The following is a 26073-nucleotide window of genomic DNA, read 5'->3' on the forward strand; positions in this document are numbered from 1 at the left end:
CCTTACCTTACTTTTTGCCGACGGTGACCTTGATCATCCGGTCGGGGTTGGAAACTTCGCCGTTGCCGCCGGCGCCGCGCTTGATCTTGTCGACGGCTTCCATGCCGGACACGACCTTGCCGACCACGGTATATTGGCCGTTCAGGAACGGGCCGTCGGCAAACATGATGAAGAACTGCGAATTGGCGGAATTCGGATCCTGCGAGCGGGCCATGCCCACCACGCCGCGCGTGAACGGAACCTTGGAGAATTCGGCCGGAATATCCGGCAGGTCGGAACCGCCCGTACCCGCGCGCTGGGCGCTGAAGCCCTTCTCCATGTTGCCATACTGAACGTCGCCGGTCTGCGCCATGAAGCCGTCGATGACGCGGTGGAAGGCCACATTGTCATAAGCGCCCTTCTTGGCCAGCGCCTCGATCTGCGCCACGTGCTTGGGCGCGACATCCGGCATCAGTTCGATGACAACGGGGCCGTCCTTCAGTTGCACGGTCAGGAGTTCGGCGGCGGAAGCGAAGGTGCTGGCGGCGAGCGCGCCTGCAAACATGGCGCCGGCAAAGGCAAATCGAACGAGTTTCATCGGATTGGCTCCAGAATGTGGGGCTGAAGTCAGCGCTTCAGCTTGGCGTTGAGGGCTTCAAGCACGGCTTTCGGCACGAAGGCGTCGACATTGCCGCCCATGGCGGCGATCTGCCGGACCAATGTGGCTGTAATGGGTCGCGACGAGGTGCCGGCGGGCAGGAATACGGTCTGGATATCGGGCGCCATCTGGCGGTTCATCCCGGCCATCTGCATTTCATAATCGAGATCGGTGCCGTCGCGCAGGCCGCGCAGGAGAAGGCGCGCGCCGTGCTCTCGGGCGGCATCGACGACCAGATTATCGAAAGAGACGACTTCCATGCGCGCCGCTTCGCCCGGCAGATGTTCGGCAAGCGCCCGCTTTATCAGCCCTGCCCGCTCCTCGAAGCTGAACAGCGGCGCTTTTCCGGGATGAATGCCGACCGCAACGATGACTTTCGACGCCACGTTCAGCGCCTGGAGAAGCACATCCAGATGTCCGTTGGTCATCGGATCGAAGGATCCTGGATAAAAGGCAATCGTCATATCGCTCTCAGGTGGTGGGCGCGTCTCGACGCTTCAGCATATGTGCCGCCTTTTGTCATGGAGAGGCACGCGGCGCAAGACTTTATAACCACCCCTCACAAGCGCGGCTGCGGCGTGAACCGCGGATGAATGGGCCGTTCAGTGCGGTTTCACAGCTATTTTGTCTAAATGCACGGCATCGGGAAACCGAAACGCCCCTCACTCGTTAAGCATCCGGAGAATTGAAAATGCTGGCCTTCATGATCGTCCTTTCGATCATCGCTTCATTCGCTGCCGAGTATCTTTTTCTCGAATGACGACATCAGCCAGTTTCCTGAACGCCAGATGAACGAGCCATTCAAGGAAGTTTCACAGGCGCGATGCTAATCGATTTTTACGGTTGACGCGGAACATGTCGAGACATGGCGCGTTAAGAAAGAACCAAAGGAACGGACAGATGTTTATAAGAGAAAAACAGTCTACTTCGGCGAAAATCAGCGTCATCAGCACAGCCTGGACAGTACTGGTTATCGCAATGGTAGCAACGACGTTTAGCCTTTATGAACAGAAGCCTGAAAAGCTGGGCCCGGACTATCCGCAGCTGACCGCCCGTTATCAGTATATGAATTACTACTGATAACGGAGAGAATTTTCTCGAAACTCCCGGAGACGATATCATGTTCACATTTCTGACAATGCTTCTTGCCCTGATCAGCGTTATGTTCGTGACATCGATGGTCTCCGTGGTCGCCGAGATGCGGCGTGAAGACGAGGAATTCAAGGCGATGATCCGGCGCGACCGCGCCTTCTGAGCGCGACGGGCCGGGCAGACGGCCGCTTAAAAGTGATTCTTTTCAACCGCCTGGACCTTCCGGGCGGTTTTATTTTGCGCCTCGCGGGGGGCGATGGGGCAAAGACGATGGCGGAAAATCCCGCCTCCAATCACACAAGCGTTTTCAAAACCCCGTTTTTCCAAGGCAAATTCCCTTCAATTTCCGTTTGGATTGATTTAAGGAACGCCGATACGTTGCGGGCCGGACAGCCGGCGACCGCGATGACGTTCCTGTGAGGTTTGCATAACGATGCTCGATTCCCTGAGAAATGCTTCTCGAACCATGGCAGCCAAGCTGCTGCTTCTCCTGCTTGTTGTCTCTTTTGGCATCTGGGGCGTTTCCGCATCGCTTGTCACCGCCAATTCCCACGCCGTCATGACGGTGGGCGACCAGACGGTCAGCCCCGAGGAATTCCGCCTCGCCTATCAGCGCCAGATTTCCGATCTCAGCCGTCAGTTCGGCACAAGGCTGACGACCGAGCAGGCCAAGGCCTTCGGCATCGACCGTCAGGTCTTCAGCCAGCTTGCCGCCGGTGCAGCGCTTGATGAGCTCGCGTCCAGAATGAATCTCGGCCTCTCGGAAAACCGCCTCGCCAATCTCATTGCCGAAGACCCGGCCTTCAAGGCGGTGAACGGCCAGTTCGACCGCAATCTCTTCAGCGAGCGCCTGCGCAATTCCGGTTTCCGCGAGGATGACTATATCAAGGAACGCAGCAAGGTCGCCGTCCGCAGCCAGATCGTCGAAGCCGTTTCCGACGGTTTTGCCGCACCGCAGGTGCTGGTGGATGCGCTGAAGCAATATCGCAACGAGCAGCGCGCCGTCGATTACGTCATTCTTTCGAACGCCGTCATTCCGCCGGTCAAGGCGCCGGGCGACGACGTGCTTGCCCCCTGGTTCGAAACCAACAAGACGAAATATCGCGCGCCCGAGTTCCGCAAGTTCACCTATGTGAAGCTTGAGCCGTCCGATATCGCCGATCAGGCCGCCGTCACCGACGCCCAGATCGCCGATTATTATAACAGCCACAAGGACAGCTTCCGCACCGCCGGCCGTCGCACGGTGGAGCAACTGACCTTCCCTGAAAAGGAAATGGCGGAGGCCGCCGCCGAGCAGATCCGCCTCGGCAACACCACCTATGACCAGGTGGTGAAGGATCAGGGCAAGACCGCTTCCGACGTCACTCTCGGCGAATTCACCAAGGATACCATCCCCGACCAGTCGATTGCCGACGCCGCTTTCGCCATCCAGAAGGATGGCGGCGTATCGCCGGTGGTCCAGGGTTCCTTCGGCCCGGTTCTCCTGCGCGTCACCGGCATCAAGCCGGAAACGACCCGCACGCTGGAAGAGGCGAAGGAAGATATCCGCAAGGACCTCGCCACCGCCGCCGCTGCGGAAGAAATCACCAATGTTCACGACCGTTACGAGGATCTGCGCGCCGGCGGTTCTTCGCTCGCCGATGCCGCAACGCAGCTGAACCTGAAACCCGTCACCATCGCCGCCATCGACGCTTCCGGCCTCGATGAAAAGGGCGATGCGGTTCAGGGCCTGCCCTCCCCGCAGCTCGCGCAGGAGGTCTTCAAGACCGAACCCGGCACGGAAGCGCTGCCGATCAATCTCGGCCGTGAAGGCTACATCTGGTTCGATGTCGACCAGATCATCGCCGCCCGCGACCGCACACTTGCCGAAGTTCGCGACGATGTCGTGGCCGACTGGACGGCGGAGCAGCAGCGCAACGCGCTTGCCGCCAAGGCCGAGGAACTGAAGGCGCGCGTCGAAAAGGGCGACACGCTGGAAGCCGTGGCCGGTGAGCTGAGCCTTGCCGTCGAACAGAAGTCCGGCCTGCGCCGCAACAGCGAAGATGCCATTTTCGGCCAGCAGACCATCGCGGCGGTCTTCTCCGGCGCGGAGGGCAAGGTGGGCACGGCGGCCGATGCCGACGGTTCCAGCCGTATCCTCTTCAAGGTCACCTCGGTCGACACCAATGCGCCTGCCGACGCGCTCGCCAATGACGACCAGCAGTTCGCCGCCATTGCCCGCGCGGCCGGCGACGACATGCTGGACCAGATGGTCAACCGCCTGCAGAATGACTATGGTGTCACCATCAATCAGGCCCTCGCCGATCAGGCGATGGTCGGCTTCTAACCCGGGGGGCGACAAGATGGCCGAACTGAAGCCGCTAATCGCCAAGGTCGCAAATGGAGAAAGCCTGAACCGCGAGGAATCGCGGGCGGCTTTCGACATTCTGATGTCGGGCGAAGCCACGCCGTCGCAGATCGGCGGTTTCCTGATGGCGCTGCGCGTGCGCGGCGAGACGGTGGATGAAATCGTCGGCGCCGTCTCCTCCATGCGTGCCCGGATGCTGCCGGTTTCGGCCCCCGCCAATGCCATCGATATCGTCGGCACCGGCGGTGACGGCATCGGCACCTATAATATCTCGACGCTCGCTTCGATCATCGTCGCCGGCACCGGCCTGCCGGTCGCCAAGCACGGCAACCGGGCGCTGAGCTCCAAATCCGGCACGGCGGATGCGCTCTCCGCGCTCGGCGTGAAGCTCGATATCGGCCCGGAACTCATCGCCCGCTGCATCAGCGAGGCGGGTCTCGGTTTCATGTTCGCGCAGCTTCACCATTCGGCCATGCGCCATGTCGGCCCAAGCCGCGTCGAACTCGGCACGCGCACGATCTTCAACCTGCTCGGCCCCCTCTCCAACCCGGCCGGCGCCAAACGGCAATTGCTCGGCGTCTTTTCGCCGCGCTGGCTGGTGCCGCTTGCCGAAGTGCTGCGCGATCTGGGTTCAGAAAGCATCTGGGTCGTGCATGGCGACGGCATGGACGAGGTGACGACCACGGGCGTTACCCATGTCGCGGCACTGGAAAATGGCAAGATCCGCACCTTCGACCTGACGCCGAAGGATTTCGGGGTCGAGCCCGCTTCCATGGAAGATTTGAAGGGCGGCGACGGCATTGCCAATGCGGCGGCGCTGCGCGAGGTCCTGTCCGGCAAGCGCAACGCCTATCGCGACGTGTCGCTGTGCAACGCGGCCGCAGCGCTGGTTATCGCCGGCAAGGCGGAAACACTGTCTCAGGCGATGGCGATCGTCAGCGAGGCGCTGGACAGCGGCAAGGCCGCAGCCGCGCTCGACCGTCTGGTTGCCGTGTCCAACGAGGATCAGGAATGAGAGCGAGATCATGAGCGACATTCTGAAAAAGATCGAGATTTACAAGCGCGAGGAAATCGCCGCCGCCAAGGCGAAGGTTTCGCTGGCCGACCTGAAGGCCATGGCCGCCGACCAGAGCGCGCCGCGCGGTTTCTACAGGGCGCTCCGGGCAAAGCAGGCCGAAGGCAAGTTCGGCCTGATCGCCGAAATCAAGAAGGCCAGCCCCTCCAAGGGCCTCATCCGTCCGGATTTCGATCCGCCGGCGCTGGCCGCCGCCTATGAAGCCGGTGGCGCCGCCTGTCTTTCGGTGCTGACGGATAGCCCAAGCTTTCAGGGCGCCCCGGAATTCCTGACCGCCGCCCGCAATGCCTGCTCGCTTCCGGCGCTGCGCAAGGATTTCATGTTCGAGACCTATCAGGTGCATGAGGCGCGCGCCTGGGGCGCGGACTGCATTCTCCTCATCATGGCCTCGCTGTCCGACGACGAGGCGAAACGCCTTGAGGACGAGGCTTTCGCGCTCGGCATGGATGTGCTGGTGGAAGTGCACGATGAGGAAGAAACGGAACGGGCGCTGAAGCTTTCCTCGCCGCTTCTCGGCATCAACAACCGCAACCTGCGCACCTTCGAAGTCAGCCTCGAAACCAGCGAGAAGCTCGCAGGCCTCGTGCCGGCCGAAAAGCTGCTGGTCGGCGAAAGCGGCATCTCCACCTTCGAGGATTGTAAGCGTCTCGAAAAAAGCGGCATCGGCACCTTCCTCGTTGGCGAAAGCCTGATGCGCAAGGACGATGTGACGGCGGCCACCAAAGCCCTTCTGACCGGCCAATCCGGCATTCTGGCCGCGGAATAATGCACCGATGAGCGAGGCGGGAAAGCTCACCCATATCGATGCCGGCGGCGAAGCGCATATGGTCGATGTCGGCGACAAGACCGAAACTGTCCGTGTCGCCGTCGCCGAAGGCTTCGTGAAGATGAAGCCGGAAACGCTGGCGCTCATCCGCGAGGGCAACGCCAAGAAGGGCGATGTCATCGGCACCGCGCGCCTCGCCGGCATCATGGCCGCCAAACAGACGGCAAACCTCATCCCGCTCTGCCATCCGCTGATGCTGACCAAGGTGGCGGTGGACATTGCCGAAGACGCCGCCCTGCCCGGCCTGCGGGTCGAAGCGCTGGTGAAACTGTCCGGCAAGACCGGCGTGGAGATGGAAGCGCTGACCGCCGTATCCATCGCCTGCCTGACGATCTATGACATGGCCAAGGCCGCCGACAAGGCGATGGAAATCGTCAATATTCGCCTTCTGGAAAAGAGCGGCGGAAAATCCGGCGATTTCCGGCGACAGGAGACGTGAATGAAACCGCTGCTGCCCGTGGATGAGGCCATGAGACGCCTTCTGGAAGCAGCGGTTCCGGTGACCGAAAGCGAAACCCTGCCGCTCGCCGAATGCGATGGCCGGGTTCTCTCGGCCGATCTCACCGCGCGCCTCACCCAGCCCCCCTTCGATGCCTCGGCCATGGACGGTTATGCGCTGCGCAGCACCGATGCGGCGGAGATCGGCTCGGTCCTCACCGTCATCGGTCAGGCCGCCGCCGGCCATGCCTTTACCGGCACGGTGGGTGAAGGTCAGGCCGTGCGCATCTTCACCGGCGCGCCCGTGCCGCAGGGTGCGGATACCATTCTCATTCAGGAAGATGCCGAAGTGCTGGAGGGCGGAAAAATCCGCACCGCCTTCGACGTCACCGCCGGGCGACATATCCGCCCGCGCGGACAGGATTTTACCGAAGGCGAAGCGGCCCTGAAGGCCGGGCGGGAACTCGGTTTCACCGACCTGACGCTCGCGGCGGCGATGAACCATGCCGCGCTCACCGTCTATCGCAGGCCGCGCATCGCCATCCTCGCCACCGGCGATGAGCTGCTGCCGCCGGGAAGCGCGCCGCAGCCCGCCCAGATCATCGCCTCCAACACCTTCGGCGTCGCCGCCCTCGCCCGGCAGGCGGGTGCCGAGGTTGTCGATCTCGGTATCATCGCCGATGATGACAGGCTGATCCGCGCCGCCATCGGCAAAGCGGTCGCGGCGAAGGTCGATGTGCTGGTGACGCTCGGCGGCGCCTCCGTCGGCGACCACGACCTCGTGCAGGCCGCCTTGAAGGCGGAAGGCATGCAGCTCGATTTCTGGCGCATCGCCATGCGTCCGGGGAAACCGCTGATGGTCGGGTCCATCGGCGCCATGCAGGTTCTGGGCCTGCCCGGAAACCCGGTTGCCAGCCTCGTCTGCGGCCTGCTGTTCCTCGAGCCGCTGCTCCGCAGCATCGCCGGCCGCGCGCCGTTGCAACGCGCGGCCATCGCCCGCACCGCCACGCCGTTGAAAGCGAATGATCACCGGCAGGATTATCTGCGCGCCCGTTTCAGCACGGACGAAAACGGCCTGCTGGTGGCGGAAGCCCATGCGAAGCAGGATTCATCGATGATGAAGATATTGGCCCATTCCGACGGCTTGATCGTGCGCCCGCCAAATGCGCCGGCGGCGGTGGCCGGCGCGGAATGCCCGGTCATCAGGCTGAGATCCTGACACGCAGGCGATACGGCCGGACCTGCGGCCAGCAGCATAACTCGCCTCCTTCTGAACCTTACCGAATGGTTGCCGCGCCGTCACAAAACGGCACCGCCGCGTGCCGCATGGCACGGAAACCGAAGATAAGACTGTAACATTCCTGTATCCCGACACGAATGACAAAAAAAACCGCCTATAGGCGGGATCTCCACGAATTCAAAAACCACCATGCCTTTCCGCCGCGGGATTATTTCTCCATATTGTTGTGCCAAAATAAATCACACGAATCCCGTTATTGGGATTGACAGAATAAATGCGATGCTGTCACCAAGGCGAATAGTAGAGGGAAAAACTTCCGGAATTCTTCAAAATGAAAATTACTTATATTTATCAATTAAATAAAATAAAAAGTGACGAAAATGAAGTTTCCGGGCACAAAAATTAGTTTCCCATAAATTAAGCTTTCCAAAACGAGCTTCATAATAATGATCATAGTCGATAAGCAGACTCACTGGAGTTTCTTGATGAACACGGCATCCACGCCCAAAACCACGGGGCCCGACATTGCCGGGCAGATTGCCTATGCCATGCGGAGCATGGGTGTTTCGCCGATCCCGCGTAACTACAGCCTCTTTTACGAAGCCTATATCGGTTCGAACCCTGCCCTGACGAAGGATCTGGCAGCGCTTGGAAACCGGGTCACGCAGGAGGATCTGGACGAGCTGTCCTCACGTTACGGGGAAGGCAATCCCGCCCGGTCCATCGACGATGCGCATGAGAAGCTCAGACGCGAACTGGAGGGCCTTCTGGGCACCCTGAGGCGCGAACAATCCTCCATCGAAAACTACAACAGGATTCTCGGCGAAACGCGCCAGCGCATCGATGACAAGAATGCCGCCAGCAGCAATATTCTGAGGAATGCGATTTCGCTGCTGGCCGAGGCCACCGGCTCGAAGATCATCGACGGCGAAAAGGCCTTCAACGATGTCAACCGCCATGCCGAGGAAATGCATCAGGTGCGTCTGGAGCTGGATGAGTACAAGCGCATCGCCAATACGGATTCGCTGACGCGCCTGTCCAACCGGCGTGCCTTCGACGACCGGTTGGCATCCGTCTATGACAGCTCCATCGGCCTGCAATATACCACGCTCGTCCTGCTCGATATCGATCATTTCAAGCGGATCAACGACACTTTCGGCCATCCGGTCGGCGACAAGATTCTCGCCACCGTCGCCTCGGTCATCCGCGCCAATGTCCGCAAAGATGGTTTTGTCGCCAGAAGCGGCGGCGAGGAATTCGCCATCATTCTGGATGGCAATACGCCGGAAGAGGTGATGGTGATGTGCGAGCGCATCCGCCTGTCGCTGGAAAGCACACCCTTCCGCAATTCGAGATCGGGCGCCGACTACGGCACGGTGACGATCTCCCTCGGCTTCGCTTCCGCCGCACAGGCCACCAACCCGAGCGAGCTTTACGGCCATGCCGACACCGCGCTCTACCATGCCAAGGAAACCGGCCGGAACCGCTCCGTCTATTACGAGGACGGCATGCAGAAGAACTATACCGGCAAGAACTGGCTGATTTATCGGACGTGAAGCAAATTGCGCCAATTTGGGCGCATTAAAAACACGGCGCTCTCCCCACCCTCATTCCTGTGCTTGTCACAGGAATCCAGCCAGCCCAAAGTCCTTGGGCTGAAAGGACTCCTCCCCTCCGCGCAGACGCGCGTCGACTGGATCCCTGTGACAAGCACAGGAATGAGGGTGGGAGGGGGAAGCCTCACCACATGGTCTTCGCCGCCCGCGCCGCCCATTCCCGGTCATAGGTCTCCTGATCGAATTCCGCCTTGGCCGCCTTGAGCAGAAGACCGGGTGTCGGAAGCGAGGCCGGGTCGACGAAATTATCGGGGTTCCACAATTCCGAGCGCATCAGCGCCCGGGCGCACTGGAAATAGACTTCATCGATTGTCACCACGATGACGGTGCGCGGATGTTTGCCATCCATCTCGAAGCTTTCCAGCAGATCGGGATCGACGGAGACCACGGCGCGGCCGTTGATGCGCATCGTCGTATTCGAGCCGGGTATCAGGAACATCAGCGCCACGCGTGGATCGCGCACGATGTTCAGAAGCGAATCGACGCGGTTATTGCCGCGCCAGTCCGGCAAAAGCACGGTCCCCTCATCGGCCACCCGGACCACGCCGCCCTTGTCGCCGCGCGGCGAACAGTCCATGCCTTCCGGCCCGACCGTCGCAAGCGCCAGGAAGGGCGAAGTCTCGATCATCAGCCGGTATTCGGCCGTCAGCGTGGCTGTCACCTTGGCGATAGATGCCTCGCTCGTGCTGTCATAGATGGCCTTCAATTCCTCAACCGTGCGAATGATCGTCATGTCCGTTCCTATCCCTGCCAATTCCCTCTGTCGCCGCCGAAAGACCGGGGCGTCCTATTCCTCTGCCGCTTCCGCCTTTTCCCGCTCGGCCCGCTCGCGCGCGGTCCGGGCGGCAACGAGGTCGGCCGGCTGGGCGTTGCCGCGGATCAGCGAACGGCCGGCATAAATGCCACCGACGACTTCCATGGCGAAACGTTCCTCGTCGCGGTCGCGGAATTCTTCCACCAGACGCGCGGCGTCTTCCCGCTCCTCACCCATGGCGCCCAGCACTTCCTCGCTGAAATTCAGCGCCGATTCCAGCGTTTCGCGGATCTGGTAATCGACGCCAGCCTTGAGCAGATCGATGGCGTGGCCGCGGTCGTAAGCACGGGCGAGAACCGGAACCAGCGGGAATTCGTGCTTGACGATCTCCGCGATCCTGACGGCCGCCTCCTTGTCGTCGACGCAGATGAGAACCGCGCGCGACGTGCCCGCACCGGCGGCATGCAGGATTTCCGCCCGCGAGCCGTCGCCATAATAGACCTTGAAGCCGAATTCCGCCGCATCACGCACGAAGTCGGCATCCTTGTCGATCAGCGACAGCGTGTAGCCCCGCGCCAGAAGCGGCTGGCTGACGATCTGGCCGAAACGTCCGAAACCGATCAACAGAATGCTGCCCTCGACATTTTCAGGCACGTCGAGATCGTCGGTATTCGGAACCGCCGCCGGCACCAGCCGATCATGCAGGATGACCATCAGCGGCGTCAGCACCATGGAGATGATGATGGTCGCCGTCAGGATGGCGTTCGCCTCCCGGTCGAGAATGCCGGCGCTGACGGCGGCCGAATAGAGCACGAAAGCGAATTCGCCGCCCTGCGCCATCAGCACCGCCCGTTCCAGGCTTTCGCGCCGGGTGGTGCCGAGCGCCCGCGCCACGCCATAGATCAGGAAGGCCTTGAGCAGCATGTAGCCCGCGACGCTGATGACCACGAGCTGCCAGTTGGAGGCAATGACGGCAAGATCGATCGCCATGCCGACGCCGAGGAAAAACAGGCCGAGCAGGATGCCGCGAAACGGCTCGATATCCGCCTCGAGTTGATGGCGGAAGGAGGATTCCGACAGCAGCACGCCGGCAAGAAACGCGCCCATTGCCATGGAAAGGCCGCTGACCTGCATCAGCAGCGCCGAACCCAGCACCACCAGCAGCGCCGCGGCAGTCATCACCTCCCGCGCGCCGGAAGCCGCGAGCAGGCGAAAAAACGGGTTGAGAAGATAACGCCCGGCAAGGATTAGCGCACCGACGGCGGCAAGCGCGATGCCGACGGAAGCCCAGCGCTCCGACGCCGTGACATGTTCGCCGCCCGAACCGAGGAAGGCGACAAGCGCCAGCAGCGGCACGATGGCCAAATCCTCGAACAGCAGGATGGCGATGATGCGCTGGCCTTTCAGGCTCGACATGCTGTTGCGCTCCTGCAGCATCTGCATGACGATCGCCGTCGATGTCAGCACGAAACCGGTGCCAGCGACGAAGGACATGATGACGGGAAAGCCGAGACCGACCCCGATCAATGTCAGGCCCGCCATGCAGACCAGCACCTGCAGCGCCCCCAGCCCGAAAATATCCTGCCGCATCGACCACAGCCGCGACGGCTGCATTTCAAGGCCGATGATGAACAGGAACATCACCACACCGAGTTCCGCTATATGCAGAATGGCCTGCGAATCGGAGAAAAAACCGAGACCGTAAGGCCCGATGACCAGACCGGCGGCCAGATAGCCGAGCACCGAACCGAGGCCGATGCGCTTGAAGATCGGCGCGGCGACAACGCCTGCCGCCAGCAACACGACCACCTGGGCCAGATCATTTCCGTTCGCTTCTACAGCCACACGCCACCCCGCTGAAAATCGATAAGACGAGGGTGTTCCCTCCCTCACTTCCTAGCGCATCGGCGTGAAAAGCGAAAACGATTTTACTGAAGGACGATGCGCAGATTCAACGGGTTATTTGTCCATCAGGCATGCGGGCTTCAGATGCCGCTGTCCTCCTTCCCCTCATTCCTGTGCTTGTCACAGGAATCCAGTCGACGCGCGTCGGCGCGGCGGGAGGAGTCTTTTTCAGCCCAAGGACTTGGGCTGGCTGGATTCCTGTGACAAGCACAGGAATGAGGAGAGAAGCGTCCGCAGGCCTTGCGTCCGCTTACCGGTATCGCGGCTCCCTGCTCAAGCCCTTTTCGGCGAGCTGCCGCTCATAATCCGCAAACAGCGCATCCCCGGTCTCACCCAGTTCCTTCAGATATTTCCAGGTATAGATGCCGCTATCGTGGCCATCGTCGAAAACGATGCGAACCGCATAATTGCCGGTGGCGACCATAGAACGGATGGCAACATCGCGTTTGCCGGGCACCGTGACCTTTTGTCCCGGCCCATGGCCCTGCACCTCGGCAGAGGGCGAAAGCACGCGCAGCATCTCGGCTTGAAGCCGGTAAACGCTTCCATCGTCGAAGGAAACGGTCAATTCGCGCCGGTCTTTCGACACAAGCAGCTCGGTCGGCCAGGCATCGCTCATTTTTCACTTCCGCAAGCTCGTCATATGCGTCAGAATTACGGACTTGCCTCACGATAGGCAAGCCACTACATCAGCTAATAGAGCACACATTCAGCGTGTATGCCCGGCGCAAGGCGCATTGAGGATGGAGACGTGAACGGTTTCTCCGGCTCGCTTGAAAAAGCGAAAACCCTGACGGAAAACAGCACACCGATGGTGGACCCTTTCGGCCGCGCCATCACCTATCTGCGCGTTTCCGTTACCGACCGCTGCGATTTCCGCTGTACCTATTGCATGTCCGAACACATGACCTTCCTGCCGAAGAAGGACCTTCTGACGCTCGAAGAACTCGACCGGCTCTGTTCCGTCTTCATAACGCGCGGCGTGCGCAAGCTGAGGCTGACCGGCGGCGAGCCGCTGGTGCGCAAGAACATCATGTCGCTGGTGAGGAACCTCGGCCGGCATGTGCGCACAGGCGCCCTCACCGAGCTGACGCTGACCACCAACGGCTCGCAGCTTGCGAAATTCGCCGCAGAACTCGCCGATTGCGGCGTGCGCCGCATCAACGTGTCGCTCGATACGCTCGACCGCGATAAGTTCCGCCACATCACCCGCTGGGGCGATCTCGACCGCGTCATGGAGGGGCTCGACGCCGCCCAGGCCGCGGGCATCAAGGTCAAGCTCAACGCGGTGGCGCTGAAGGACTTCAACGACGCCGAGATTCCCGATCTCATGCGTTTCGCCCACGGTCGCGGCATGGACCTGACGGTGATCGAAACCATGCCGATGGGCGAGATCGAGGAAGACCGGACCGACCGCTACCTGCCGCTTTCGCAGTTGCGCGCCGATCTCGAAAAGAATTTCACGCTCATCGACAGCGATTACCAGACCGGCGGCCCCGCCCGTTACGTGACGGTGAAGGAAACCGGCGGCCGGCTCGGCTTCATCACGCCGATGACGCATAATTTCTGCGAAAGCTGCAACCGCGTCCGCCTCACCTGCACCGGCACGCTTTATATGTGCCTGGGCCAGGATGACGCCGCCGATCTGCGCACCGCGCTGCGCGCCTCCGACAGCGACGCCTATCTTTCCAGCGCCATCGATGAAGCCCTTCTGCGCAAGCCGAAGGGGCATGATTTCATCATCGACCGCACCCACAACCGGCCTGCCGTCTCCCGCCATATGAGCGTGACCGGCGGCTGAGCGACGACTGACACTGTTTCTCGTCCACCCACCCATATAAACGGTTGAAATGCCGGCTGTGCCGTGCCACGTCTCTTTACATGGAGGAATGCGCGGTCACGCCGGAAAGGCGACCCAAATCGCCCCGAAAGGGCGGCCGGGAAAACCGCGCATGGTCTGGGATATTTTGGAATGGCATTGACGGACAATACGCGCGGCGCCCTGTTGATGGCGCTCGCCATGGCAAGCTTCACGGCCAATGACGCCCTGACGAAATCCGTCACCCCCTATATCAACACCGGCCAGATCATGTTCGTCCGCGGCATCATGACGGTGGTGCTGATCTACATCGCCGCCCGCCACTTCGGCGCGCTCCGGCCGCTGAAAACCCTCATGCGCCCCATCATCATCCTGCGCTGTCTCTGCGAGGTGACTGCGGCCGTGCTCTATCTGACGGCGCTCGGCCTTATCGAATTTTCCAATGCCTCGGCCATATTGCAGTCCCTGCCCCTGGTGGTGACGCTGGGTGCGGCGCTGTTTCTGCGCGAACCCGTGGGCTGGCGGCGCTGGGTGGCGATCATCGTCGGCTTTATCGGTGTGCTCGTCATCATCAGGCCCGGCCCGGAAGGCTTCACGCCGGGTGCGCTTCTGGTCGTCGCATCGCTCGCCGTCACTGCCGCGCGCGATCTGCTGACCCGGAAAATGTATGCCGATGTGCCCTCGCTCGCCATCACCGTCATCACCGCCTTCGTCAACATGGCGGTGGGCGGCCTGCTGATCGTGCCCTTCGGCGGCTGGCAACCGATGAACTTCATGATCGTGTCGCATCTGGCCGCTTCGGCCATTCTGGTGCTGGTCGGCTATCAGGCGATCATACTGTCGATGAGATCAGGCGAAATCTCCTTCGTCGCGCCGTTCCGTTATACCGGCCTGCTCTGGGGTTTCATGATCGGCGTGTTCTTCTTCAACGAAAAGATCGACAATTACACCATCGTCGGCGCCATGATCGTCATCGGTTCGGGCCTTTATACCTTCTACCGCGAAAGCCTGCGCAAGCGCTCGCAGATGGCCAAGCGCGCAGCCGCCACACCCACCGCCGCGACCACGGTACGGCCGGCTTCCGTAACGAAAACTGCCGTTACGGAAGAGGCGGGAGAATGACATGAACAGCGGCCGTTTTCTGGACAGGACCACCCCGCCCCACATCATCACGCTGGTCGTCATCGCCGGCGTTGCGGCGCTGTGCATGAATGTGTTCCTGCCCTCGCTTGCGGCCATGGCGGTTTATTTCGAGACCGACTACGCGGTGATGCAATTTGCCGTTTCGGGTTATCTTGCCGCCACCGCCTGCCTGCAGCTCATCATCGGCCCGCTTTCCGATCTCTTCGGACGCCGCCCGGTCATGCTGGCCAGCATCGCCATCATGATCGTCGCAACGCTCGTCTGCATGCTCGCGCCCAACATCACCGTCTTCATGATCGGGCGCGTCGCGCAGGCGGCCGTCGTTTCCGGCTTCGTGCTGGCGCGCGCCATCGTGCGCGACATGGTGCCGATGGAACAGGCGGCCTCGATGATCGGCTACGTGACCATGGGCATGTCCGTGGTGCCTATGGTGGGGCCGACGGTTGGCGGGCTGCTTAACGACATCTCCGGCTGGCAGTCGAGCTTCGCCCTCCTCTCCCTGCTCGGCGTCGGCATTCTGGTGCTCGCCTGGTTCGATCTCGGCGAAACCAACCACAATAAGTCGGCGAGCTTTTCGCAGCAATTTCACGCCTGGCCGGAACTTCTGCGCTCGCCGCTGTTCTGGGGTTATGCACTGACCTCGACCTTCTCGTCAGGCATGTTCTTCTCCTTCCTCGGCGGTGCGCCCTTTGTCGGCAGCGTGCTTTACGGGCTTGCGCCGGCCATGCTCGGCCTGCAATTCTTCTTCATGGCAAGCGGTTACATGCTCGGCAACTTCATCTCCGGCCGTTATGCCAGCGAAATCGGCATTACCCGCATGATGCTGTCGGGCAATGTCATCGCCATTGCGGGCATCGCCACGACCATGGTGCTGATCTCCGCCGGGGCGGAAAGCGCCTATGCGTTTTTCGTGCCGCTCGCCTTGATCGGCGTCGGCAACGGCGTGACACTGCCGAGCGCCAATGCAGGCATGGTCAGCGTCCAGCCGCATCTGGCCGGTTCCGCCTCCGGCCTCGGCGGCGCGATGACCATCGGCGGCGGCGCAGCGCTCTCGGTGCTCGCCTCCTCGGTCCTGTCCAGAGAGGACGGAACCTGGCCGCTTCTTCTGGTGATGCTGGCGACCGGCCTTGTCGCCCTCCTCACCACCTATGTCGTAAGGCTGCAGGAAAAGCGGGAATGACGGCCCCTTTCGAAATACCCGGTCTCGTGCTCGCCGGCGGGCTTTCGCGGCGCATGGGCAGCAACAAGGCGATGGTGCAATTGGGCGATGCGCCCCTCATCTCCCATGTCATCAGCCGCATCACGCCGCAGGTCTCAGATGTCACCATCAACGCGGCCAATGGCTGGGCGGAGAGTTTCGGCCTGCCGCTCCTGCCCGATACGCTGAACGGCCATGCCGGACCGCTCGCGGGTATTCTGGCCGGCATGCGCCATTTCCAGCACCGCGGGGATGCGGCGAGCCACTTTCTGACGGCGCCTGCCGACAGCCCATTTTTCCCGGACGATCTCGTGGCGCGGCTTTGCGAACACCTGTCGGACAATGCGATCGTCATCGCCGCCTCCAGCGGCCAGCTTCACCCGGTATTTGCGCTGTGGCCGTTGGCGCTGGCCGACGATCTCGAGGCGTGGCTGAAGAACGATGCGAACCGGCGCATCCGCGCCTATCTCGCCCGGCATGTCACCATAGGCGTGGCCTTCCCGCCGCTGGAAACGGCAAAGGGCAGCCTCGATCCGTTCTTCAACATCAACACGCCGGATGAACTGGCGCTGGCGCGCAGTTATCTGGAGAACCTGCAATCATGACGGCACAAAAGGTCTTCGGCATCGCCGGCTGGAAAAACTCGGGCAAGACCGGCCTTGCGGTCCGTATCGTCACCGAACTGACGGCGCGCGGCTACCGCGTCTCCACCATCAAGCACGCCCATCATGATTTCGATATCGACAAGGTCGGGGCGGATAGCTGGCGTCACCGCCAGGCCGGCGCACATGAAGTCACCATCGTTTCCGGCACCCGCTTCGCCATCATGCATGAATTGCGCGGCGAACCGGAACCCTCCTTCGAGGATATTCTCGCCCGCCTCGCCCCCTGCGATCTGGTGCTGATCGAAGGCTATAAATACGAGCCGGTGCCGAAGATCGAAGCTCGCCGGCTGGAGGCCGCCAAGACCGAACCGCTTGCGCCACTCGATCCGCATATCGTCGCCATTGCCGCCGACCACGCGGTGACGGACACGGCGCTGCCGGTTTTCGATCTCGACGATACCGGGGCCATTGCCGATTTCATCGAGAAGACGGTGGGACTGGTGAGGCGGTAATTGCTGCTGGAAACGGGGATGATGTCCGAGCCGACTGGCTCCCCACTTCCGTCATACCGGCCCTGAGCCGGTATCCAGCCAGCCCAAGTCCTTGGGCTGAAAGGACCCTCTCGCCGCGCCGACGCGCTGGATGCCGGATCAGGTCCGGCATGACGGAGGAGAAGTGCCGTGAAGCCGAAACCCACAACGCCTGCCGCAACGACGACGCAAGCTCCCGTGATCCCTCACCCCAAAAATGAAAAAGCCGGGCTCTTCACCCGGCTTCATCATTCCTTGAGACGCAATACCTATTCAAGGAAACTGGAGGGGTTCACCGGCGTCGCATCCTTGCGAACTTCGAAGTGAACCTGCGGACGCTTGGCGCTGCCGGTCATGCCCGATGTGGCGATGGTCTGGCCGCGCTGAACCTTCTGGCCGCGCTGCACGTCGAGATTGGCGGCATTGCCGTAAACGGTGACCTTGCCGTCGTCATGGCGGACGAGAACCGTGTTGCCGAGCTGCTTCAGGCCGTTGCCCGCATAGATGACCACGCCATTTTCGGCAGCTTTGATCGGCGTGCCCTCGGGAACGGAGATGTTGATGCCATCGTTGCGGCTACCTTCGACATTGTCGCCGAAATTGTTGATGACCGCGCCGCGAACCGGCCAGCGATATTTGCCGATGCCCGTGGATTCCGGTGCGACGGAAGCCATGTCGGCCTTTTTCTCGATGTCGCTGACACTGGCGGTGGCCGGTGTGGCAGGCGCAGTCGGAGCCGCGGCAGCAGCCGGTGCCTTGTAGGGCTCAGGCTTGGCCGATGCGGTTTCGACCGGCTTGGCCGCTTCCTTGGCGGGAACGGAAGCCGTCTTGATGGCATCCGTCGAAGCGCCCGGCATATTGAGCGTCTGGCCGACGCGGATGCTTTCGTTGCTGAGACCGTTTGCCGCCTTGAGGGCAGCGACCGACACGCCGTTTTCACGGGCGATCTTCGCCAGGCTGTCGCCCGGCTGAACCTTGTAACCACCGGTCGGCGGCAGCGGCTTGCCGCCGGGAGGCGTCAGCTTGCCGGCCTCGGAGGAAACCTTGTCACGGGCGGCGGCCTGCGACGGCAGCACGGCCACGTTCCCTTCAGGACTACGCAGCGGTGTCGGCTGGTCGCCATTGCGGTTGAGAGCGATATCGCCGGCCGCGTCCTTGGCGGCATTGCGGACCTGACCGAACTTCGGAATGAGGATCGACTGGCCGGCCTGCGCCGAGGATGCGGTCTTCAGACCGTTGACGCGCAGCAGTTCCTTTTCCGGAACGCCGTAGCGGTTGGAGAGGGTCGCGATGCTTTCGCCGGGACGCAGGGTCACGGAGGAAGCGCCATCGGTGTGCCAGCCGTTCTTGTCGGAACGGACGGTTGCGGTGGTCAGATTGTCGGTGACGGGAGCGGCAGCCTGCCGGGCGGGCGCTGCAAGAGACGGCGCGGCCTTGGGCTGAGCGGACGGGAAAGGCTGGGCCATGGCTTCGTTGCGGGTCGACGGATCGCGACTTGCCACCGCCGTCGGCGCCGACAGCTCGGAACGCTGCACCGGAGAGGCCGAAGCCGAGCGGGCCGTGGAAGGCTGAACGCCGCCATAACCACCCGATTGCGGGTAGGAATTGCCCGCCATGTTCTGGTTGGCATAACCGCCCTGCGGTGCGGCAGAGGCGTAACCGCCATTCATGTCGCCCTGCGGAACCGGGGCCTGCCCGTAAGCACCGCCGCCCTGACGGGCAGGAATTGACGCCGTGGTCATCTGATCCGGTCCACTGGAAAAGAGGCCGCTGAACCGCGTTGCATCCGAGCTACAGCCCGTTGCGACGCTTGCCAGCAATGCCGCTGCGAACATTTTTGCGACTGATTTTCCGATTTTAGACGAATGTCTCATACGCATGACTCGATCTACACTGACGCCAACCCGCCGCATCGAGACCGATCCGGCACAAATTTCACTTCTTGCAAGGCCCATTTCCCGAGGTGGGGAAAACCATGCGTCGATGTTTATGATTAAAGCGCGTTAGTGTTACCACGCCGTTAAAACGTTAAGCCGTTCAGCGCTTTTTTGACACTTCGATAACCATGACGAAAACCGGATGCGTCATGTTGATACAATAATGATATTGAAAATCAGATAGTTGCGGCAATTCAGAACATTAGGAGACAAAAATAGAATGTCGCCAAAATTTTCATTTTGTCACAAATGACGCGCAATATGAGTGCTGAGCGGCAGGTAAGGCGCCTCGAACAGCTCTTCCTTCTCGAAGCGGCTGCCGGTCTTGGAGAAGCGCGTCATCACGCAGCGCTCGTCTTCAAGAATGATCGGCGCGATCATCATGCCGCCCGAAACGATCTGCTCGGCAAAGAAGCGTGGCATGGTGGTGAAGGCGGCGGTGGAGACGATGCGGTCGAAGGTGCCCTCGCCCACCAGGCCGTTGCTGCCATCCGCCTGACGGATGACGACATTGCGGATGGAGAGATCGTCGAGACAGTTCTGCGCCTGCTGCACCAGCGTCTTGTAACGCTCCAGCGAAAAGACGCGCTCCACCCGGCGAGCGATGATCGCGGTCATGAAACCGCTGCCCGTGCCGATTTCCAGCACGCGCTGGCCGGGTTTCAGCTGCAGCCGGGCAAGGATCTTCACCGCCATGTCGGCGCCTTCCATGAAGGCGCCGCAGTCGATCGGGATCGTGCGGCTGGAATAGGCGTCCGCCGCAAATTGCGGCGGCACGAATTTGGAGCGTGGCGTCTGCTCGACCGCCGTCAGAAGGTCAAGATCGGAAATCCCCTCGCCCCTTAAGCGGAGAACGAGAGCGGCAAAACCTTCCTTTTCGACCATTGCGGATTTCAATCGGCGACTCCGAATCCAAGTGCTTGCGCAACCCGATCCTTCACCGTGTAGTCCGTCAGGTCAAGCTTAAGCGGTGTGACGGAAATCTTGCCATGTTTCAAAGCGTGGATATCGGTGCCTTCGCGGAAGGTGCCGAGACGCTCGCCGAAGCGCAGCCAGTAATAGGGAAAACCGCGGCCATCCTGACGCTCTTCCACCGTCAGGCCGAAATCGAGCTTGCCCTGTCCGGTCACGGAAACGCCCTGCACATCCTTGGGCGCGCAATTGGGGAAATTCAGATTGAGGAACGTGCCATCGGGCAGATCGACATTCATCAGCTTGCGCAAAAGATCCGGCGCATAAGTCTCGGCGACTTCCCACGGCACGACGCGGCCATCGGCGTGGCTGAAGGCCTGGCTGAGCGCAAAGGAGCGCACGCCCTGCAGCGTGCCTTCGATGGCGCCGGCAATGGTGCCGGAATAGGTCACGTCATCGGCCATGTTGGCGCCGGCATTGACACCGGAGAGCACGAGATCCGGCTTTTCCGGCAGGACTTCGCGAATGCCCATGATGACGCAATCGGTCGGCGTGCCGCGCAGCGCGAAATGCTTGTCGGAAACTTTTCGCAGACGCAGCGGTTCGGACAGGGTCAGCGAGTGCGCGAGACCGCTCTGGTCGGTCTCCGGCGCGACGATCCAGACATCGTCGGACAGCGTGCGGGCGATACGCTCCAGCACGGCCAGACCTTCGGCGTGGATACCGTCGTCATTCGTCAGCAAAATCCGCATGTTTTCCTCCGCTGCTGTATCCCACTATGAGGACACAATGATTTCTCTCACAGAAGCACCCCCACGACCGTCATTCCGGCCTTGAGCCGGAATCCAGTCGACGCGCGTCTGCGCGGCGGGAAGAGTCTTTTTCAGCCCAAGGACTTGGGCTGGCTGGATTCCGGCTCAAGGCCGGAATGACGGCCGCGCCCTTAGAAGACGAACAATCAGGCCGCCTTCTCGATGCGCTTCAGACCGCCCATATAGGGCAGCAGCACGTCTGGAATTGTGACGGAACCGTCCTCGTTCAGATAATTTTCGAGAACCGCGATCAGGCAGCGGCCGACGGCCGTGCCGGAGCCGTTCAGCGTGTGCACGAACTTCGTCGCCTTGTCGTCCTTGCCGCGATAGCGCGCATTCATGCGTCGCGCCTGGAAATCGCCGCAGACCGAGCAGGACGAAATTTCGCGATAAGTGTTCTGGCCGGGCAGCCACACTTCCAGATCGTAGGTCTTGCGGGCACTGAAGCCCATGTCGCCGGTGCAGAGCGTCATGGTGCGGAAATGCAGGCCGAGGCGCTTCAGCACCTCTTCGGCGCAGGCCGTCATGCGCTCATGTTCGGCAACGGCGCTTTCCGCATCGGTAATGGAGACGAGTTCGCACTTCCAGAACTGATGCTGGCGCAGCATGCCGCGCGTGTCGCGACCGGCCGAGCCCGCTTCCGAACGGAAGGACGGCGTCAGCGCCGTGAAGCGCAGCGGCAACTTCTCCTGATCGAGAATTTCACCGGAGACGAGGTTGGTCAGCGTCACTTCCGCCGTCGGGATCAGCCAGCGGCCATCCGTGGTCCTGAACAGGTCCTCGGTGAATTTCGGCAATTGGCCGGTGCCGAACATCGCCTCGTCGCGCACCATCAGCGGCGAGGACACTTCGGTATAACCGTGTTCGCCGGTGTGGAGGTCGATCATGAACTGACCGAGCGCCCGTTCCAGACGCGCGAGCTGGCTGGTCAGCACCGTGAAGCGCGCACCGGAAAGCTTGGCGGCGCGCTCGAAATCCATATAGCCGAGCGCTTCGCCGATATCGAAGTGCTCCCTGGCCTCATGGTTCCAGCCGGGCTTCTGGCCGACCACGCGGGCCACCACATTGTCATGCTCGTCATTGCCGTCGGGCACGTCGTCGAAGGGCATGTTGGGCAGGCGCGACAGCGCATCGTTGAGCTCGGCGGTAACCTGACGGTCTTCCTCCTCCGCGCGCGGCATGTTGTCCTTGAGATCGGCGACTTCCGCCTTGAGTTTTTCGGCAAGCTCCATGTTCTTCTGCGCCATGGCGGCGCCGATTTCCTTGGAGGCGGCGTTGCGGCGCGATTGCATGTCCTGCAGGGACTGGATGACGGAACGGCGCTTTTCATCCAGCGCGATCAGGCCGCTGGCAGCGGGCTCCGCGCCACGGCGTGCAAGCGCCGCATCGAAAGCTTCGGGGTTTTCGCGTATCCATTTAATGTCGTGCATCGTCGTTCCAGACCGTTGTTGCATCGTCGCGTTTTACAGCAAAACGCCGGGCATGAGCCCGGCGCGAGGAAATGTCATGAGCGGCGAGACCTTCAAGAATGTCAGGTCTCCTCCAGCTCCGTGCTTTTGGATTCCGCCGCACGTTTCCTCTCCACGAGTCGAGCCATGTAGATGGAAATCTCGTAGAGAATGATCGCAGGCAGCGCAAGACCGATCTGGGACATGGGATCCGGCGGCGTCAGCACGGCGGCGACCACGAAAGCGAGGACAATCGCGAACTTGCGCTTTTCCCGCAGCCAGTCGCTGGTCAAAAGCCCAACGCGCGCCAGAAGCGTGGTGACGACAGGCAGCTGGAACACCAGACCGAAGGAGAGAACCAGCGTCATGATGAGGCTGAGATATTCCGACACCTTCGGCATCAGCGAAATCGCCACCTCGCCATCCTCGGGCAATTGCTGCATGGCGAGGAAGAACCACATGACCATGGGCGTGAAGAAGAAATAAACGAGCGCCGCACCGATCAGGAAAAGGATCGGCGACGCGATGAGGAACGGCAGGAAGGCCGCCCGTTCGTTCTTGTAGAGACCGGGCGCCACGAATTTATAGAGCTGCGAGGCGACCACCGGAAACGAGATCACCATCGCGCCGAACATGGCGACCTTGATCTGCGTGAAGAAGAATTCCTGTGGCGCGGTATAGATCAGCGACGATTTCGTGACATCGAGGCCTGCCCAGAGAACCGCCCATTTGTAAGGAATGACGAGCAGGTTGAACAGGTGCTTGGCAACGGCGAAACAGGCGATGAAGGCGACGAAGAACGCGCCGAGCGCCCAGATCAGCCGCGTGCGCAACTCCATGAGATGCTCGATAAGCGGCTGCGGCTTGTCCTCGATATCCCCGCTCATGCTTCATCCTTTTTGGGCTTTGCGGCCTTGGTTTTTGCCGTTTTCGCCGGCTTGGTCTCGGCCACGACCGCCTTGTCTGCGGCAGGCTTTCTGACGGCCGCCTTTTTGGCGACGGTCTTCACGGTGGGATTGGAAACAGCGGGCTTCGAAACGGTGGGCTCACTGGTTTTCGCGGCGGTTTTCGTCGCCGAAGCGGTTTCGGGCGCTGCCGCTGCGGCCTTGCTGCGGGCGGCGCGTTTGGGCTTGGCGGCAACCGCTTCGGCCTCCACGGTCGCAATCGATTTCGCCCGCGCGCGCTTCGGCTTCTCCTCCGCAGCGACGGCTGCGGCAACCGGCGCGGCGGATGCGGCGACAACAGGCGGCGCATCCGGCAGCTTCATCTCCGGCTCGGGCACGCTCACCAGCGGCGCAACCGGCTCGCTTGTAACAGGCGCTGGGGTGGAAGACAGGCCGTCCGGCGGGGTGGTCGCCTTCTGCAGATCGGACTTGATCTCGTTGCCGAGCTGGCGAAGCGGGTTCATCGCATCGCGCAGCGAATTGGTCGGGTTGAGATTGCGGACATCGGAGATGGTCTGGCGCACATCGTCCATGTCGGCCTCTTTGAGGGCCTCGTCGAACTGGGTGCGGAAATCCCCCGCCATCTTGCGAAGGCCGGCCATCGTCTTGCCGAAAGCGCGGATCATGGGCGGCAAGTCCTTCGGCCCGACGACCACGATCAACACGACCGCAATCACCAGAAGCTCGCTCCAGCCGATATCTAACATCAATATGCTCCCGAGACCCTAGCGCATCGGCCCGAAAATCGGAATCGATTTTCGACCGGAACGATGCGCAACATACAAGTGGTAGAGCATCCTTGTGCGTCCGAAGAACGCACGGCGCTCTAGCGCCAGTCCCACACCAAGCGGCGACAGGCCGCTTACTTGATCTCGTCAGCCTTGTGGTCGACGGTCTTCGTGTTGGCATCGGCCGGCGGCGGCGTCTGGTCTTCGTCAGCCATGCCCTTCTTGAAGCTTTTGATGCCCTTTGCGACATCACCCATCAATTCCGGGATCTTGCCGCGTCCGAAAAGGACGAGAACGATCACCAGCACGATGAGCCAATGCCACACACTAAAAGAACCCATAACTGAAACTCCTGAATTTCGCTTTCAGACGATGTAAGACGTTTGAAAGGCTTTTTCAAACGACAAATCGCCGCTTCGACAGCGAGTGCGCATAAAGTTTTCGTGGCCCCGCCAACAGGATGGCGATATCAGTCGTCGCCATCGCCGCCGCCCGGCGCAAGCAGGCCCAGTTCCTCGAGATCGAGCTGCGTGATCGGGTCTTCGTCCTCACGCAATTCGTCGCTCATCATCGGCAGAGGAACGCCGAAATTGGAGGGAATGCGGCCCGAAAGCAGCCCTGCCCCCTTAAGCTCCTCGAGGCCCGGCAGATCGCGCAATTCCTCAAGGCCGAAATGGTCGAGAAACTCCACCGTGGTGCCGATCGTCACCGGCCTGCCGGGTGTGCGCCTGCGGCCACGGAACCTGACCCAGCCCGCCTCCATCAGCACATCGAGCGTGCCGCGCGAGGTCTGCACGCCGCGGATTTCCTCGATTTCGGCGCGTGTCACCGGTTGATGATATGCGATAATCGCCAGAACTTCCAGCGCCGCGCGCGACAGCTTCTTCGGCTCCTTTTCCTCGGCGCGGATGACGAAGGAGAGATCGCCGGCGGTGCGGAAGGCCCATTGCCCGCCCACCTGCACGAGATTGACGCCCCGCTCCGCATAAAGAACCTTGAGATGCTGCAGAATGGCGACGACATCCATGCCGCGCGGCAGGCGCTCGGCGATGAAAGCCACGGAAACCGGCTCGGACGAGGCAAAGACCAGGGCCTCGGCGATCCGCTCGGCCTCCCTCAGCTGGCGCTCGGAAAATACCGCGGGTTCGGGCTCGGCCCCTTCGGCCGCGATGGTGGCCTCGGCGGTCTCGTCGTCATTCATCATTGTCAGTCCTTTCGGCATTCACCGCACGGTCGTCTCGTCCACCCTTACGCATATAAATGGGCTGGAACGCGCCCTCCTGCCGGATTTGCAGCGAGCCCTCGCGCACCAGCTCCAGCGAAGCGGCAAAGGCGCTGGCAATCGCCGTCACCCGCATGGCGGGATCGGGCACATATTGCAGCAGATATTGATCGAGCACGGTCCATTCACCGACATCGCCGAGAAGATGGGTCAGAAGCTCACGCGCCTCGACAAGCGACCAGACCTGCCGTTTTTCAATGGTGACCTGGGTAATCGCCTGCCGCTGCCGCAGATTGGCATAGGCGCTCAGGAGATCGTAGAGGTTCGCCTCATAGGCCGAGCGGTTGATATGGGGAATATGCTCCGGCGCGCCACGGGCAAAAACATCGCGGCCGAGCTGGGCGCGGTTGACGAGCCGTTCCGCCGCCTCGCGCATCGCTTCCAGGCGTTTCAGCCGGAACGCCAGCGTCGCGGCCATTTCCTCGCCCGAGGGACCGTCATCCTTCGATTGCTGCGGAATGAGGAGCTTGGATTTGAGGAAGGCGAGCCACGCCGCCATGACGAGATAATCGGCCGCAAGCTCGATGCGCACGCGGCGCGCGCTTTCCACGAATTGCAGATATTGTTCGGCAAGCGCCAGCACCGAAATGCGCGACAGATCGACCTTCTGCGTGCGGGCAAGATGCAGCAGCAGATCGAGCGGGCCTTCGAAACCCGCGACATCGATGACCAGCCCGGCCTCACCCGTCAGCCGCTCCGGCGTCACATCCTGCCAGAGCTTGTCCATCGGTGTTAAATTGCGAGACTTGTCTGCGGCCATTGTTCCATCCGCCGGGCGTCCGGCC

The 26073-nt window shown here is 61.5% G+C and carries 28 protein-coding genes; 14 read left to right on the forward strand and 14 right to left on the reverse strand.

What is annotated here, in order from left to right:
• Positions 1–7 precede the first annotated feature (7 nt).
• Complete coding sequence (locus ACQZ5N_RS24490) at positions 8–577, reverse strand: peptidylprolyl isomerase (RefSeq protein WP_020810244.1); 570 nt, start codon at positions 575–577, stop codon at positions 8–10.
• Positions 578–606: 29 nt separating this feature from the next.
• Positions 607–1101, reverse strand: coding sequence for a pantetheine-phosphate adenylyltransferase (gene coaD, locus ACQZ5N_RS24495; protein ID WP_448734388.1), 495 nt, complete (start codon positions 1099–1101; stop codon positions 607–609).
• 436 nt (positions 1102–1537) lie between these two features.
• Between coaD and ACQZ5N_RS24500 the strand changes: the two genes are divergently transcribed.
• The 9 genes from ACQZ5N_RS24500 (at position 1538) to ACQZ5N_RS24540 (ending at position 9211) form a co-directional block, all read left to right on the forward strand.
• Positions 1538–1717 carry a hypothetical protein gene (locus tag ACQZ5N_RS24500; protein WP_003522749.1) on the forward strand — a complete coding sequence of 60 codons (180 nt, stop codon included), beginning with the start codon at positions 1538–1540 and terminating at the stop codon, positions 1715–1717.
• 40 nt (positions 1718–1757) lie between these two features.
• On the forward strand, positions 1758–1892 hold the full coding sequence (locus ACQZ5N_RS24505) for a hypothetical protein (RefSeq protein ID WP_003522748.1): 135 nt from the start codon (positions 1758–1760) through the stop codon (positions 1890–1892).
• Between the two features lie 32 nt (positions 1893–1924).
• Positions 1925–2149 carry a hypothetical protein gene (locus tag ACQZ5N_RS24510; protein ID WP_162935799.1) on the forward strand — a complete coding sequence of 75 codons (225 nt, stop codon included), beginning with the start codon at positions 1925–1927 and terminating at the stop codon, positions 2147–2149.
• Positions 2150–2162: 13 nt separating this feature from the next.
• Positions 2163–4055: a peptidylprolyl isomerase gene (locus ACQZ5N_RS24515; protein WP_080707256.1), complete on the forward strand. Its 1893-nt coding sequence runs from the start codon at positions 2163–2165 to the stop codon at positions 4053–4055.
• A gap of 16 nt (positions 4056–4071) precedes the next feature.
• The gene (gene trpD, locus ACQZ5N_RS24520; RefSeq protein ID WP_020809137.1) at positions 4072–5091 is read left to right on the forward strand and encodes an anthranilate phosphoribosyltransferase; all 1020 of its coding nucleotides are present in this window, start codon (positions 4072–4074) and stop codon (positions 5089–5091) included.
• A 10-nt stretch (positions 5092–5101) separates the two neighbouring features.
• Entirely contained in the window at positions 5102–5917 is an 816-nt protein-coding gene (gene trpC, locus ACQZ5N_RS24525; RefSeq protein ID WP_448734389.1) for an indole-3-glycerol phosphate synthase TrpC, read from the forward strand.
• 7 nt (positions 5918–5924) lie between these two features.
• Positions 5925–6416, forward strand: a complete 492-nt coding sequence (gene moaC, locus ACQZ5N_RS24530; RefSeq protein ID WP_269832053.1) for a cyclic pyranopterin monophosphate synthase MoaC — start codon at positions 5925–5927, stop codon at positions 6414–6416.
• On the forward strand, positions 6417–7634 hold the full coding sequence (locus ACQZ5N_RS24535) for a molybdopterin molybdotransferase MoeA (RefSeq protein WP_448734390.1): 1218 nt from the start codon (positions 6417–6419) through the stop codon (positions 7632–7634). It begins immediately after the preceding gene.
• Positions 7635–8140: 506 nt separating this feature from the next.
• Positions 8141–9211 (forward strand): GGDEF domain-containing protein, encoded by a 1071-nt coding sequence (locus ACQZ5N_RS24540; RefSeq protein ID WP_020809132.1) that lies wholly within the window; start codon positions 8141–8143, stop codon positions 9209–9211.
• 184 nt (positions 9212–9395) lie between these two features.
• Here ACQZ5N_RS24540 and ACQZ5N_RS24545 read toward each other — a convergent pair whose 3' ends face one another.
• From ACQZ5N_RS24545 to ACQZ5N_RS24555, 3 genes are all read right to left on the reverse strand, one after another.
• Positions 9396–10004 (reverse strand): pyridoxamine 5'-phosphate oxidase family protein, encoded by a 609-nt coding sequence (locus ACQZ5N_RS24545; RefSeq protein WP_448734391.1) that lies wholly within the window; start codon positions 10002–10004, stop codon positions 9396–9398.
• Positions 10005–10058: 54 nt separating this feature from the next.
• A complete protein-coding gene (locus ACQZ5N_RS24550) occupies positions 10059–11870 on the reverse strand; it encodes a monovalent cation:proton antiporter-2 (CPA2) family protein (RefSeq protein ID WP_304982688.1) in 1812 nt (603 codons plus the stop codon).
• 310 nt (positions 11871–12180) lie between these two features.
• Positions 12181–12549: a gamma-butyrobetaine hydroxylase family protein gene (locus tag ACQZ5N_RS24555; protein ID WP_142779303.1), complete on the reverse strand. Its 369-nt coding sequence runs from the start codon at positions 12547–12549 to the stop codon at positions 12181–12183.
• A 99-nt stretch (positions 12550–12648) separates the two neighbouring features.
• Here ACQZ5N_RS24555 and moaA point away from each other — a divergent pair, with 99 nt between their 5' ends.
• The 5 genes from moaA (at position 12649) to mobB (ending at position 17207) form a co-directional block, all read left to right on the forward strand.
• The gene (gene moaA / locus ACQZ5N_RS24560) at positions 12649–13731 is read left to right on the forward strand and encodes a GTP 3',8-cyclase MoaA (protein ID WP_448734392.1); all 1083 of its coding nucleotides are present in this window, start codon (positions 12649–12651) and stop codon (positions 13729–13731) included.
• Positions 13732–13902: 171 nt separating this feature from the next.
• Positions 13903–14871, forward strand: a complete 969-nt coding sequence (locus ACQZ5N_RS24565; RefSeq protein WP_003522736.1) for a DMT family transporter — start codon at positions 13903–13905, stop codon at positions 14869–14871.
• Position 14872: 1 nt separating this feature from the next.
• The gene (locus ACQZ5N_RS24570) at positions 14873–16072 is read left to right on the forward strand and encodes a multidrug effflux MFS transporter (protein ID WP_304982689.1); all 1200 of its coding nucleotides are present in this window, start codon (positions 14873–14875) and stop codon (positions 16070–16072) included.
• Positions 16069–16695, forward strand: coding sequence for a molybdenum cofactor guanylyltransferase MobA (gene mobA, locus ACQZ5N_RS24575; RefSeq protein WP_020809124.1), 627 nt, complete (start codon positions 16069–16071; stop codon positions 16693–16695). The genes ACQZ5N_RS24570 and mobA overlap by 4 nt, the downstream gene beginning before the upstream one ends.
• Positions 16692–17207 carry a molybdopterin-guanine dinucleotide biosynthesis protein B gene (gene mobB / locus ACQZ5N_RS24580; RefSeq protein WP_269832058.1) on the forward strand — a complete coding sequence of 172 codons (516 nt, stop codon included), beginning with the start codon at positions 16692–16694 and terminating at the stop codon, positions 17205–17207. The genes mobA and mobB overlap by 4 nt, the downstream gene beginning before the upstream one ends.
• 287 nt (positions 17208–17494) lie before the next feature.
• On the opposite strand, the gene ACQZ5N_RS24585 is transcribed toward mobB, so the two are convergent.
• From ACQZ5N_RS24585 to ACQZ5N_RS24625, 9 genes are all read right to left on the reverse strand, one after another.
• Positions 17495–19060, reverse strand: coding sequence for a peptidoglycan DD-metalloendopeptidase family protein (locus ACQZ5N_RS24585; RefSeq protein WP_448734393.1), 1566 nt, complete (start codon positions 19058–19060; stop codon positions 17495–17497).
• Positions 19061–19405: 345 nt separating this feature from the next.
• The gene (locus tag ACQZ5N_RS24590) at positions 19406–20059 is read right to left on the reverse strand and encodes a protein-L-isoaspartate(D-aspartate) O-methyltransferase (RefSeq protein ID WP_003522731.1); all 654 of its coding nucleotides are present in this window, start codon (positions 20057–20059) and stop codon (positions 19406–19408) included.
• A complete protein-coding gene (gene surE / locus ACQZ5N_RS24595) occupies positions 20056–20826 on the reverse strand; it encodes a 5'/3'-nucleotidase SurE (protein WP_020811580.1) in 771 nt (256 codons plus the stop codon). Before surE ends, ACQZ5N_RS24590 begins: the two co-directional genes overlap by 4 nt.
• A gap of 206 nt (positions 20827–21032) precedes the next feature.
• A complete protein-coding gene (gene serS / locus ACQZ5N_RS24600) occupies positions 21033–22316 on the reverse strand; it encodes a serine--tRNA ligase (protein WP_059760200.1) in 1284 nt (427 codons plus the stop codon).
• Positions 22317–22417: 101 nt separating this feature from the next.
• The gene (gene tatC / locus ACQZ5N_RS24605) at positions 22418–23221 is read right to left on the reverse strand and encodes a twin-arginine translocase subunit TatC (protein ID WP_003522727.1); all 804 of its coding nucleotides are present in this window, start codon (positions 23219–23221) and stop codon (positions 22418–22420) included.
• Complete coding sequence (gene tatB / locus ACQZ5N_RS24610) at positions 23218–23985, reverse strand: Sec-independent protein translocase protein TatB (protein ID WP_448734394.1); 768 nt, start codon at positions 23983–23985, stop codon at positions 23218–23220. Before tatB ends, tatC begins: the two co-directional genes overlap by 4 nt.
• A gap of 155 nt (positions 23986–24140) precedes the next feature.
• Positions 24141–24347: a twin-arginine translocase TatA/TatE family subunit gene (locus ACQZ5N_RS24615; protein WP_003509722.1), complete on the reverse strand. Its 207-nt coding sequence runs from the start codon at positions 24345–24347 to the stop codon at positions 24141–24143.
• A gap of 128 nt (positions 24348–24475) precedes the next feature.
• Positions 24476–25210 (reverse strand): SMC-Scp complex subunit ScpB, encoded by a 735-nt coding sequence (gene scpB / locus ACQZ5N_RS24620; RefSeq protein ID WP_121490267.1) that lies wholly within the window; start codon positions 25208–25210, stop codon positions 24476–24478.
• Positions 25200–26048 (reverse strand): segregation and condensation protein A, encoded by an 849-nt coding sequence (locus ACQZ5N_RS24625; protein ID WP_173999888.1) that lies wholly within the window; start codon positions 26046–26048, stop codon positions 25200–25202. Before ACQZ5N_RS24625 ends, scpB begins: the two co-directional genes overlap by 11 nt.
• Between the last annotated feature and the right edge of the window lie 25 nt (positions 26049–26073).

It is taken from the genome of Agrobacterium sp. 22-221-1 (assembly GCF_053522445.1).